Origin of the sequence: Kitasatospora sp. NPDC058063, from assembly GCF_042885395.1 — a bacterium.
In the GTDB taxonomy this organism is placed as follows: domain Bacteria; phylum Actinomycetota; class Actinomycetes; order Streptomycetales; family Streptomycetaceae; genus Kitasatospora; species Kitasatospora lactacystinica.
The window spans coordinates 28005-40332 of record NZ_JBHVSD010000041.1 but is presented as its reverse complement, the minus strand read 5'-3'; the positions used below and the strand labels follow the sequence as shown (position 1 = coordinate 40332).

Annotated in this window: 8 protein-coding genes; 3 read left to right on the top strand and 5 right to left on the bottom strand. The window is 70.6% G+C overall.

Features of this window, described 5'->3' with window-relative positions:
• Nucleotides 1–918: 918 nt before the first annotated feature.
• The 5 genes from ACFVUY_RS40480 to ACFVUY_RS40460 form a co-directional block, all read right to left on the bottom strand.
• Nucleotides 919–1467 (bottom strand): SixA phosphatase family protein, encoded by a 549-nt coding sequence (locus tag ACFVUY_RS40480; protein WP_387690372.1) that lies wholly within the window; start codon nucleotides 1465–1467, stop codon nucleotides 919–921.
• 509 nt (nucleotides 1468–1976) lie between these two features.
• Nucleotides 1977–2501: a hypothetical protein gene (locus ACFVUY_RS40475; RefSeq protein ID WP_387690374.1), complete on the bottom strand. Its 525-nt coding sequence runs from the start codon at nucleotides 2499–2501 to the stop codon at nucleotides 1977–1979.
• Nucleotides 2502–3246: 745 nt separating this feature from the next.
• Nucleotides 3247–4725, bottom strand: a complete 1479-nt coding sequence (locus ACFVUY_RS40470; RefSeq protein WP_387687827.1) for an FAD-binding protein — start codon at nucleotides 4723–4725, stop codon at nucleotides 3247–3249.
• Between the two features lie 663 nt (nucleotides 4726–5388).
• Nucleotides 5389–7155, bottom strand: coding sequence for a flavin-containing monooxygenase (locus tag ACFVUY_RS40465; RefSeq protein ID WP_387737022.1), 1767 nt, complete (start codon nucleotides 7153–7155; stop codon nucleotides 5389–5391).
• Between the two features lie 44 nt (nucleotides 7156–7199).
• Entirely contained in the window at nucleotides 7200–8093 is an 894-nt protein-coding gene (locus tag ACFVUY_RS40460; RefSeq protein WP_387687832.1) for a class I SAM-dependent methyltransferase, read from the bottom strand.
• 1834 nt (nucleotides 8094–9927) lie between these two features.
• On the opposite strand from ACFVUY_RS40460, the gene ACFVUY_RS40455 reads away from it, so the two are divergent.
• The 3 genes from ACFVUY_RS40455 to ACFVUY_RS40445 are packed head-to-tail and all read left to right on the top strand — an operon-like array spanning nucleotide 9928 to nucleotide 11970.
• The gene (locus ACFVUY_RS40455) at nucleotides 9928–10188 is read left to right on the top strand and encodes a hypothetical protein (protein ID WP_224279085.1); all 261 of its coding nucleotides are present in this window, start codon (nucleotides 9928–9930) and stop codon (nucleotides 10186–10188) included.
• A 40-nt stretch (nucleotides 10189–10228) separates the two neighbouring features.
• Nucleotides 10229–11218, top strand: a complete 990-nt coding sequence (locus tag ACFVUY_RS40450; RefSeq protein ID WP_387737021.1) for a 3-oxoacyl-ACP synthase III family protein — start codon at nucleotides 10229–10231, stop codon at nucleotides 11216–11218.
• Complete coding sequence (locus ACFVUY_RS40445) at nucleotides 11215–11970, top strand: SDR family NAD(P)-dependent oxidoreductase (RefSeq protein WP_387687838.1); 756 nt, start codon at nucleotides 11215–11217, stop codon at nucleotides 11968–11970. The genes ACFVUY_RS40450 and ACFVUY_RS40445 overlap by 4 nt, the downstream gene beginning before the upstream one ends.
• Nucleotides 11971–12328: the final 358 nt, after the last annotated feature.

The following is a 12328-nucleotide window of genomic DNA, read 5'->3' as shown; positions in this document are numbered from 1 at the left end:
TCACCCCCACTCCGACCGCTCGGCCAGACGGCGATCCCACCAGAACTCCGTGCGCCACCGGCGCCGGTGAGCGAAACGGGTCGGGGAGAGTGCGGCGCAGGAACACCGCATCCAGCGGCTTCACGAGTCGGCCGAGCTCGGCGCGCGCCCGTCCCGGCAGTCTCTCCAGGACCTCCTCCAGCACGTCACGTGCGTGCCTGACGTCCTCGAAGGAACACCCCGAGCACGAGCAGGACGACTCCCGCGGGTACAGCGGACGCCTCCCCGGCGGATGCAGGAACTCGCGGTATCGCCGCAACGCCCGGTCAGTGGCCCCCGGGCGCAGGTAGAAGCCGGCGCTCAGGCGCTCGACCCGGTACACCGCCCGGCTCGCCCCGGCGGAGAGCCCGTGAATCCGGAACGGCGGGGCCGGCCCCCAGATGCGGGGGACCGGTCGCTCAGCGCGCAGCGCGCGTGGACGCCTACGCGGCATCGGCCTTTCGACACATGATCACGGGAGTCATGATGCCAGGTGGGACGCCGCCGCCGCACCCGGCTTCCGGCGACCGTTGGCGACGCGGACGCCCGCGTGAGGTCGCTCCTGGCGGAAGTTCATCATGGATCGTGACGGGCCGTCCCGTCCGATACGCCCGGTCCGTACGTCCGTGACCTGGACGGTGTCCGGACCGATGCGGCGGCACGGGTGGACACCTGGCTGCCACGGGCCAGGTCGCAGGCCCGGCTGGCGCCTCCTGGCGCCCCGCGTGACCGGCAAAATGACCAGCTGAACACCTCATCGGACAGACATCGACCGCCGGATGTCGTCGGCGATGATGTCGCCGGGCGGTCTGGAACCGGTAGACCTTCAGTCGCTGGTGGGGCCGGCCATGATGGTGGCGCGTGGGGGTCGGACGCGCCGACGCCCCGGGGTGCACCGTCTCAACCCTGCGACGGCGTCCAGAACGCGGTGATCCTCGCTGCTCCGGGCCCGATCCTCTGCCAGGAACCGTCGAACTCGAGGACGGCCACGGAGGCGGTCGGGAACCCGGACTCCTCCACCCGCCGCGAGAGGTCGCCGTCGGTCGTACCGACAAGGAGCCGGACCAGCTCGGGCAGGCTCGGATTGTGTCCGACGACGACCAGGTCGCCCACGTCGTCCGAAGTCTCCCGCACCATCGCGACCAGCTCGCCGATTCCCGCTTCTCCCCGATGGATCCCCACACTGAGGTCGTAGAGCCGCTGCTCGTGGACCGTCTCGGAGAGCCGCGGCAACGCGGCGCCCACGCGTTCCCAGGTCTCCCTGGTCCGGCGGGCGCCGGACACCCGCGCGAGATCGGGCGTGATACCGGAACCCGCGAGCCATCGTCCGGTCCGGGACGCCTCCGCCCGCCCCCGCTCGTCGAGACGCCGTTCCTTGTCGACCGCCGTCGCCCGTTCGGCCTGCGCATGACGGATCAGGACGAGCCTCCGGCCGGTACCCACGATCACGTTGACCTCCCCATGTCCGCGGGCCGTGGTGCGGCCCGCGGAATCACTTGATCCTTTGTATCCGCACACTACCCGGCACGGGTGGCAGCAGCGGAGCCACGTGCTTCCCCGGGCCGTCCAGAACAAGATCACCACGCACCCGGACGCCCTGCCGACCAAGATCGCCGAACGCAAGACCTGTGACTCGATTCATTCTGAAGCGATCAGCAAGGTCCCGCGCTGGAGATCCGTCGTCAGTTGTGCGTGAGCATCGGGACCAGGCCAGAACCGGCATCTGGGACTGCAAGGGCTGCCGGACGATGTGTCCGTCCACGCCGCGGACCCACGGTTCACCGACTTCACGCGCCTGGTGCAGGAGACCCCGCGCTGTGCGCTCTCGGTGGCATTGGTACGACCGGGTGCCGGATCGGGGCCGCGTAGACAGCTTCCAGGGTGACCGGCCCCCAAACCATGTGCATCGAACGCTCGGGCGAAAGCCGACCTCCGACGGACACGGCGCCCTCATGCTGTCAGAGAGGGGTGGACGGGGGCGGGATGCGGGCCAGGAGTTCGTGGGCGGCCCGGGTCAGATGTGCGGGAACATCGTCCGGGTATGCGGCGCCGGCGGGGTCCATGAGCGCCACCATCGCATCGACCATGGGTGCCAACTCCTCGCATTTCCCGTAGGCTTCGGCCACATCCTCGACGATGAGTGAGGCGCCCTCGACGGGGTCGAGCCACCCGTCGACGATCTCGGCGGCCCACCAGCGGGCGAGCGCCAGCCGCCCCTCCCAGTAGTCCTCGGGCGAGTGGAAGCCGAAGCCGAGCTCGTCCATCACCTGGTCGAACAGCTCCGGGGCCTTGTCCTCCTCACCGCGAAAGAGCGCGGCGAGGAGGACCAGCGACGGGGTGTCCACGCCGGCGACCAGGACGCGGAGCGCGGCCCGGATCAGAAGATCCGGTTCAGCGCGTCGGCCGTTGACCCACCCGTGGGCGATCTCCCGAAGTTCCTGCACCGCCTCGGCCGCCGTCGCGGGGGCTTCGCTCGTCGTCATGGCGGCATGATGCCACGGCCCTCCGACGGTCGGTCGGCGGATATCACGCGGTCGGGTCCGGCGCCGCCCGTCGGCGAAGCCTTCGTGCGGGTGGCGCAGGGGCGACCGGGGGCGGGAGGGCCTTCGGCGTCCGGTCCTCGGGGAACAGAGCGGCGAGAGGGCCGCCGACCCGTCGCGCTTGAACCACACAGACCTGCGCCCGAACCTGAGGATGGCACGCGGACGCGACTCCAGGTCGATCTTCGGTGTCAGCAACCTTGATCATCTGGCGTCGCGTCGTTCGTTTCTGCTCGGACACCTCACCCCGAAGCTGGTGAACCGTCACGTCCCATCTCCTGAGAACGCATCAGCCCTGCACGGGGCCTGAACCGGTATTCAACTGGGCAGCACCTCTGAACGACACCGTCCTGGACGGAGTTCCACGCCCAGCAATGCTCAGGGCAATTCCAGCGACGACGACGCGGGCTGGGGTGACGAGCAGCGGTCCCGCTGGTGGGTCGTGGGAGTTGGCGCTCGGTTCCCGGAGTGCGCCCAGGATTCGGGCGGACAGCGCGATGAGCCGCAAGCATCTGATCATGCCCGGCTCATTGGCGGCTTTTGCATTGGCTTTTCATTCAATTGGCGGTTCTGGTCATTGGTGCCCGGGCTCCGGCTCGGTTCCACGATCGGTGAACGGTATCCGTGTTTCCGATCCCGGGATTCGTGCTTGATGTTTTCCATTGCGGTGAGTGGAGTGTTTTTGGGGTTAGGGGAAGATGTTGTGGCCGGGGGTGAGGGTGTGGGTGGGGTCGTAGGTGTTTTTGGCGTTGGTGAGGGTGGTCCAGTGGGGGCCGTAGTGGTGTTGCCAGTCGGTGGGGGTCATGTGGGGGATGGCGCCGACGAGGTAGCGTTTGGCGCCGAGTTGGGTGGCGGTGTTGTAGAGGTTGCGGTTGCGGGTGAGGTGGGTGGTGGGGTTGGTGGTGGTGGGGTTGGGGAAGGCGAGGAGGTCGAAGAGGTAGGCGGTGGGTTCGTTTGGGGTGATGGCGAGGGGGTGGGTGAGTTTGTTGGTGTGGAAGGGGTAGCAGAGGAGGAGGCCGGGGCCGATGTCGTCGGGGGTGAGTTGGGGGAGGGTGTGGTTGAGGAAGGTGGGGGTGGTGGTGGCGGGGAGGAAGAGGGAGAGCCAGGGTTTGGGGGTGTTCCAGTAGCCGAGGTTTTTGATGGTGTCGGCGAAGGTGTCGGCGCGGTAGGTGTATTCGCGGTAGGTCTGGTCGGTGATGGTGGTGGTGGTGGGGTTGAGGTCGGTGAGGAGGGGGGTGGGGTCGGGGGGTGTGGTGCCGTTGTAGTGGGTGACGGCTTCGATTTTGTAGTGGGGGGGTTGTCCGTTGGGTTGGATGAGGATTTCGCCGACTTGGGAGGGGAAGCGGCCGTCGTTGAGGATGGTTTGTTGGTCGGTGAGGAAGGTGTGTTGGTCGGTGTAGGTGAGGGTGAGGACGCGGGCGTTTTGGGGGGCGGGGACGAGTTTGAGGGTGGCTTTGGTGATGATGCCGACCTGTCCGGCGCCGGCGAGGGCGGTGTGGAAGAGGTCGGGGTTTCGGGTGGGGGTGGCGGTGAGGATGCGGCCGGTGCCGGTGACGATTTCGATGGCTTCGACGGTGTCGGCCTGGAGGCCGTGTTTGTGGACGGTGGAGCCGATGCCGCCGATGCTGATGGTGCCGCCGATGGAGAGGTGGAGGTAGTCGGTGAGGGCGGGGGGTGTGAGGTTCTGGGCGAGGGTGGCTTCGGTGAGTTGGGCCCAGGTGACGCCGGTGTCGACGGTGGCGTTGGTGGGGGTGATGGTGTGGATGCGGTTGAGGGCGCGGGCGTTGATGCTGATGCCGCCGGCGACGCCGGCCTGGCCGTAGTTGGAGTGTGATTCGAGGTCGTTTCCGGTGCCGCTCTGGCCGTTCATGGCGACTTTGAGGTTGTTGCGGCGGGCGAAGTCGATGATGGTGGCGATGTCGGGGGCACCGGCGGGGTGGAGGACGGCGTAGGGGGTGTTGGTGGTGAGGCGGCCGAAGTCGTGGGCGTGGGTGTTGCGGGTGGTGGGGTTGGTGGTGAGGGTGCCTTGGATGGGGGGCAGGGGGGTGATGCGGCCGCGGGTGGGGGTGTCGGTGGTGGCCCAGGTGCGGGTGGTGGTGTTGTAGCCGATGACGGTGGCGGCGGCGCCGGTGAGCAGGGTGCGCCTGGACAGGGGGGTTCGGTTCATGCGCGGTGGTCTCCTCGGGGTGGTGGGCGGGCCGGGCGGGCGCGGGTGCGGGTGCCGGTGGTGTGCGGTGGGTGGTGGGCGCCGGTCGGTGGTTCCGGTCCTGCTGGTTCTGTCGGCCGTTGCGGTCGTGCGTGCAGGGGTGTTCCTGCGTTCTGCAACTGCTGTGCTGGTCCTGCTTGTTGTGCTGGTGCTGGTGCTGGTGCGGGGCCGGTTCCTTTGCCTGCCGGCCCCGTCTGCTGGTCCTGTGTGCTGGGCCGGGTGTTCCGGTCGTGTGTGCCGTAGGGGTTCCGGCCGCCTGCAACTGACCTGTTGGTCCTGCTTGTTGTGTTGGTACGGGGGCCGGTTGCTTTGCCTGCCGTTCGCGGCGGCTCTTCCGGTCCCGACTGGTGCGGTGGCGTGGTGGGTCGGCCGCACCGTTCCTCCCGGCTGTACCGGCCGCACCGTTCCCCCCGGCCGTTCCGGCCGTGCCGCTCCTGTCGGCCTGAGAGGTCCTGCCGGTTCTGCGGGTTTTGCCGGTGGTGGTGGTGCTGTGTGCGGTGTGGTGGTGTTCGGGTGGGCCGGCCTGTGGTGCGGGCCGGCCTGTCCCGGTGGTGCGGTGTGCCGGGGGCCGGGGGCCGGGGGCTGGGGGCTGGGTGCCGTCGGGGGCTGGGTGCGGGTGGGGTGTTAGGGGTTGGTGTGGGTGGTGGTTCGGTAGTTGGTGAGGTCGAAGGTGCGGGTCTGGCGGTGGAAGCGCCAGGTGTAGGTGGGCCAGATGCTGGGGTTGTTGCCGTGGGTGTCGGTGTACCAGCTGGTGCAGCCGCCGGTGTTCCAGACGGTGTTCTTGAGGCGGTTCTGGAGGGTGGTGTTGTAGGTGGTCTGGGCGTGGGGGTGGACGTCGAGGGTGGTGAGGTGGTGGGTGCGCAGGGTTTTGAGGGCGGCGAGGATGTAGGTGATCTGGGCTTCGATCATGACGGTCTGGGAGGAGTGGCCGAGGGTGGTGTTGGGGCCCAGGAGCATGAAGAGGTTGGGGAAGCCGTGGATGGTGGTGCCGCGGTGGGCGGTCATGCCGTCGCGGTTCCAGGTGTCGTGGAGGGTGTGTCCGTGGCGGCCTCGGATGAGGTGGGCGACGGGGCGGTCGGTGGCGGTGAAGCCGGTGGCGAGGATGATGGTGTCGATGTGGCGTCGGGTGCCGTCGGTGGTGGTGATGTGGGTGGGGCCGATGTGGGTGATGGTGTCGGAGACGATGTCGACGTTGGGTTGCTGGATGGCGGGGTACCAGGTGTTGGAGAAGAGGAGGCGTTTGCAGCCGACGGTGTAGTCGGGGGTGAGGCGGGCGCGCAGGGCGGGGTCGGGGACGGATTTTTTGAGGTGGCCGGCGGCCATGTTCTTCATGCCGGTGGTGCGGGAGGGGCGGGACATGAAGAACGCGACGATTTCGCGGCCGTGTTTGTTGAAGGCGCGGCGGAAGCGCTGGTAGCCGGGGAGGTGGCGCAGCATCCAGGTGTGGCGGGGGGTGTTGGGTTTGTCGGGTTTGGCGGCGACCCAGGGGGGTGTGCGCTGGTAGAGGTCGATGTGTGCGGCGTGGGGCTGGATGGCGGGGACGAACTGGATGGCGGAGGCGCCGGTGCCGATGACGGCGATGTTGCGGCCGGTGAGGTCGTGGTCGTGGCGCCAGCGGGAGGAGTGGAAGACGGTGCCGGTGAAGGTGTCGAGGCCGGGCAGGTCGGGGACGGCGGGGTCGGAGAGGTAGCCGGTGCCGGTGACGAGGACCTGGGCGGTGTAGCGGCCGTGTTTGGTGCGGATGTCCCAGTGGTGGTGGGTGTCGTTCCAGGTGGCGTTCAGGAGTTCGTGGTCGTAGCGCAGGTGGGGGTCGACGCCGTAGCGGGTGGCGCAGTTCTTGAGGTAGGTGTGGACCTCGGTGCGGGTGGCGAAGGTGGATTTCCATTCGGGGTTGCGGGCGAAGGAGAAGGAGTAGAGGTGGGCCTGGACGTCGCAGGCGCAGCCGGGGTAGGTGTTGTCGCGCCAGGTGCCGCCGAGGTCGTGGGCGCGTTCGAAGACGAGGAAGTCGTCGATGCCGGCCTTGAGGAGGCCGATGGCGGTGCCGAGGCCGGAGATGCCGGCGCCGATGATCGCGACTTCGAGGTGGCGGACGGCGAGGTCGCCGGCGGTGCCCGCGGCGGTGGCGGTGGCGGTGGTGGGGGATGTGTCCGGGCGGGTGTCCGTGGCGGTGGCGGCCGTGCCCGCGCCGACGGCCGTGCCGGCGGTGGTGGTGCCGGTGCCCGCGGCGGTGGCGGCCGTGGTGCTGCCGGTGCCGGTGCCGGTGCCGGCGGCGTCGGTGGTGGTGGTGTTGGGGGTGGGGGTCACCCCCGCCGCCGGGGTTGTGGGGGGTGCCGCCGGGGTGGCGGTGGGGGTGTTGGTGGTGGTGCGGTCGGGGGCGGGGGTGGTGGTCATGGCGTCGGTGTCCTCTTCTCGGGTGTCCTGGGTGGGCCCGGGGGTCAGGCGCGGCGGGTGAGGGTGACGCGGAAGTTGTTGAAGATGTGGTCTTCGAGGGTGTAGGCGAAGATGTCGAGGTAGCGCTCGAAGCGGGCGACGGTGGTTTCGTCGGTCATGGCGACGGCCTCGTCGCGGCGGGCGGCGAGGAGTTGGAGCCAGGCGCGGCAGGCGCGGGCGAAGGACTCGGGTTCGTTGCGGATCTCGGTGACCTCGAAGAGGCCGTCGAGGCCGGCGGCGAGTTCGGGCAGGCGCGGGATGTGGCAGCCCTCGAACTCCTCGCGCTGGAGGAATTTCAGGTCGTCCAGGAGCTGGCGGCGCAGCGGGGGGTTCTCGACGGTCATGGTGTGCAGGACGAAGCGGGCGCCGGGCTTGAGGAGGGAGTGGACCTGCTTGAAGAAGACGCGGTAGCGCTGGGTGCGCTCCTTGGGGGTGAGGGAGGAGAGCACGAAGTGTTCGAGTGCGTTGATGCAGAACGCGGCGTCGTAGGGGGCCTGGCCGTCGGCGAGGCGGTGGTCCTCCCAGCTTTCGACGCGGGCTTCGATGGCGGGGTTGGCGAGGGCGTCGACGAAGTCGGCCTGGGTGCGGGAGAGGGTGACGCCGACGGCCTTCTTGACGCCGTGGACGGTGGTGAGGCGGTTGAGCATGGTGCCCCAGCCGCAGCCGATGTCCAGGACGGTGTCGGTGTGGGCGGCGCGGGCGAGGTCGGTGAAGGCGTCGAGCTTGCGTTCCTGGGCCTCGTCGAGGACGGCGACGAGGTCCTCGCCGTCCTCCCAGTAGCCGCCGGAGTACATCATGGTGGGGCCCAGGATGAGCCGGTAGAGCTCGTTGGGGACCTCGTAGTGGTGGCGGATGGCCTCGACGTCGGGGTTGATGGAGCGGGCTTCGACGGTGGTCATGGGATGGGGCCCCTCGGTTGACGGTGGTGGGTATCGGACGGGACGACGGGTGGGCGGCGGCGGGGCCGGCGCCCGGTGCCCGGTGGTGGGTGGACCGGCCTGCGGTGCCCGAAGGCCGGTGCGCGGCGCGGTGCGTGGTGCTTGGTGCGTGGTTCTCGGCGCCGGGCATGGTGCGTGGTACGCGGTGCGTGGTGCTTGGTTCTCGGCGCCGCGCGTGGTGCGTGGTACGCGGTGCGTGGTGCTTGGTTCTCGGCGCCGCGCGTGGTGCGTGGTACGCGGTGCGTGGTGCTTGGTTCTCGGCGCCGCGCGTGGTGCCTGGTGCGTGGTGCCCGATGGCCGGTGCGTGGTCCTCGGTGCCGCTCGGGCCGCCGTGGGGCCGGTTGTGGTGCGGCCGGTCGGGCGGTGTTCTGTGCCGGGGCCGGGCCGCGGGTGGCCCGGCGTGCGGTGCCCGGTACGCGGTGGGTGGTCCTCGGCGCCGCGCGGGGAGCGCGGTGCGGCGGTGATCGGGCCCGGCCGGGCCGCTGCCCTCGGTGCCTGCCGTGCCGGGCGGCCGGGTGCCGTCCGTGGTGCGGTGTGCCGGTTGAACCCGGCTTCCGGCGCGGGCGGGTGGTTGGGTGCCGACCGGTGGGCGGTGTGCCGGCCGGGCCGGGCCGAGGTTCCCGGGGTTTGACGCTGTCCGGGGTGGACGGCCGTCCCGGGCAGCCGCCCCGGTGCCTTGTCGTGCCGTGCCGTTTCGGGCGGTTGGGTGCCGTCCGTGGTGCGGTGTTTCCGGTCGAACCGGGCTGCTGCCCCGGGTGGTTGGTTCCCGGGGCCGGCGGCTCTGCTGTGTTCGGGCGGTTGGGTGCCGCCCGTGGTGCGGTGTTTCCGGTCGGACCGGGCTGCTGCCCTGGGTGGTTGGTTCCCGGGGCCGGCGGCTCTGCTGTGTTCGGTGTGTTGGGTGCCTGTCGTGCCGGGTGGCTGGGTGCTGCCCGGCACGGTCGGTGCGGTCGGTGGGGTGGGTCGGTTGTCCGGACGGGGTGGGGTGTTCGGTCGGCCGTTGTTGTGGGTGGCCGGGTGGTGTCCGTGATGGGGTGTGCCGGCCGGACCGGGTGGTGGTGGCGGGTGGTTGGTGCTGTTCGGGCGGTGGCCCGGGCCGCGGGCCGTGGTGTTTGTGGTTGCGGGTGGCCGGGTGCTGACCGGGGGCGGGTGGTTGCGTGCGGGTGCGGTGTGTTGTGGGTCAGGTAAGCGTGTGTCTCGCAAGCGGTGCGCAAGGCAGTGGGGGCCGGGTGGGTTGCGGGCCGGTTGCGTGGGAGCGGGTTTCATGCGGTTTCGGCAAGACGCACGGCTTCCGGGGTTCGTCCCCGGGGGGTGCTTCGGTTCCCGGTCGGCGTGTTGTGCGCTGGTACGGGGGTTGTGGGCGCTGTCGCCGTTGTGTTCCCGGTGTTGTCGGTGCCGGCTGTCCCGCCTGCCCGTCCCGCCCGCCTGCCTGTCCGTCCCGCCTGTTCGCCCGTCCGTCCGCTCGTCCGCTCGTCCGTCCGTCCCGTCTGTTCGTTCGCTTGTCCCGCTTGTCCGTGTGTTGTGTTCGTGTCTGTCGGCCGGCCTGTTGTCGGTGTTCCTGTTCGTTCCTGCCCCCGGTTCTTCGGTTGTCGGTTGTGTGTGGTGTGTTCCCGGGGGCCGGGGTGCGGGGAGTGCCGGGGCCGGGGGTGCGGGGGCGGGCGGGGCCCGTGGCGGGCGGCGGCGCGGGCGGCGGGTGCGGGCCGGGGGTGGTGGTGTGTCGGCGGTGTTTTCTGTCCTGCTTCTTTCGATGCGTTGACGGCGTCCACCGTGTGGTGGGCGTGGAGAGGAACGATCACTGATGTCTCAGATCCCCACGATCGAGGACCTGGCCCAGCAGCTCCAGGCGGTCTCCGGTGCCCAGGAGATCGACGCGGACGCGGCGTTGCAGCACATCGCGGACGTCGATTCGCTGGACCTGATGGAGTGGCTGTACGGCTTCCAGAACCAGTACCCGCACATCCCGGCGGACGAGTCGCTGTTCGCGGACATCGACGACACCACGACGCTGCGCGTGGTCCACGAGCGGATCCTGGCGCTCGTGCCGGCCGCCGGTAACTGAGTCCGGGCGAGCGGCGGACCGGGAGAGGGAGAGGGGTCGCGTGGTGAGCGGTTTCGACGTCACCGGCTGGGGGATGTCGGTTCCCGAACGGGTGGTGACCAGTGCCGAACTCGCGCAGCGTTTCGGTGTGGACGAGCACTGGATCGTCTCGCGGTGCGGGATCCGTGAACGCAGGGCCGTGGGCCGGGGGCAGACCACGGCGTCGATGGCCGTGGAGGCCGGGCGCCGGGCGCTGGAACGCGCGGGGCTGACGGGTGCGGACATCGCGCATCTGATCGTGGCGACGGCGACGCCGGAGCAGCCCTCGCCGGCGACGTCGGCGTTCGTCCACGACGAGCTCGCGATCGCGGGCAGCGCGCACGACGTGAACTCCGAGTGCGCCGGGTTCGTGTACGCGCTGGTGACGGCGGCGGGCCTGTTGCGGATGGATCCGCGTCCGATCCTGGTGATCGGCTCGGACACGCACACGCTGACCGCGAACCCCGCCGACCGGGACCTGTCGATCCTGGTGGGCGACGGCGCGGGGGCGGTGGTCCTGCGGCCGGGCGCGGTGGACCGGATCCGGGCGTGGAACCTGGGCGCGGACGGCTCGTGCAAGGACAGCCTGAAGGTCCTGGCGGGGGGTTCGCGGATGCCGACCACCGCGGACACCGTCGCCCGGGGCCTGCACTACGCGCAGATCAACGGCAACGAGATCTACCTGAACGCGGTGCGCTACACGGTGCGCACGATCCGCGAGACGCTGGAGCAGGCGAAGATCACGCCGGAGCAGGTCGACCACGTGGTGCCGCACCAGGCGAACATCCGGATCATCAACTCGGTGCTCTCCCACACCGGTATCCCGGCCGACCGGCTGGTGACGAACCTGGAGCGCTACGGCAACACCGCGTCGGGGTCGATCCCGATCGCGTTGGCGGAGGCGCTGGACGCGGGGCGGATCAAGGACGGTGACACGGTGCTGCTGGCCGGGTTCGGCGCGGGCATGACGTGGGGTTCGGTCCTGCTGACGTGGGGAGGGGTGGCGCGGTGAGCGGCAGGGACGTCTTCGGTGTGCGGCCGCCGTCGCCGGTGGCGCTGGTCACCGGTGCCTCCGGGGGGCTGGGCAGTGAGCTGGCGCTGGCCCTGGACGCGGCGGGCTGCCGGGTCGCGGTGCACTACAACAGCTCGCGCGAGGGCGCGGAGAAGGTCGCGGCCCGGCTCGTCAACGAGCACGTGCTGGTCACCGGCTCGGTCGCGGACTGGGACGCGGTCGGTGCGATGTACGAGGAGATCAGGGCGGCGCTGGGGCCGGTGGACGTGCTCGTCAACAACGGGGCGATCCGCAAGGACGCGCTGATGGCGATGCAGGACCCGGCGCAGTGGCGGCAGGTGATCGACACCAACCTCGTCGGCTCCTTCCACACCGCGCGCGCGTGCGTGCCGGCGATGCTGCGGGCGCGCTGGGGGCGGGTGGTCAACATCGTCTCCCCGTCGGCGCTGATCGCCACCGCCGGGCAGACCGCCTACTCGGCGTCCAAGGCCGGGCTGATCGGGCTGACCCGTACCCTCGCGGCGGAGTGCGGGCGCAGGGGGGTGACCGTCAACGCGCTGTCACCCGGCTTCATGATCACCGGGATGACGGACACCCTGCCCGAGCACGTCGTGGCGGGCATGCGCGAGAAGGTCCCGGTGCCGCGGTTCGTCACCCCGCGCGAGGTCGCCCGCTCGATCACCCTGTTCCTCGACCAGGACTGCATGACCGGTCAGGTCATCAGCATCGACTCCGGGGCCTCCATCACCTGAACACCACCCGGGGGGCGGCCGGCCGCCGGCCGCCGGCCACCCGCCCCCCGGCCACCCGCCCCCGGCCGCCGCCCGCCGGCCGCCCCGGGCCTGTGCCACCCCGTGTCCGGGGTGGCACGCCCGTGTCCGGGGCGGCCGGCTCCGTACCGGCCGGCTCCGTACCGGCCGGCTCCGTACCGGCGCGCTCGTGCCGGCGCGGTCCGCCGACGGTGAGGAGCGCGGCTCCCACGGTTGGCGGCCGCTGAGGTTTTTGTCGCGTGGTCGGTGGTGGCGGACGGTGGTCCCTGCGATCTGCCGGTGGCCTGCGGCGGACGCAGGGCCGGGCCCGACCGCCGAGCGGCGGTCATCGGGCCGTGTC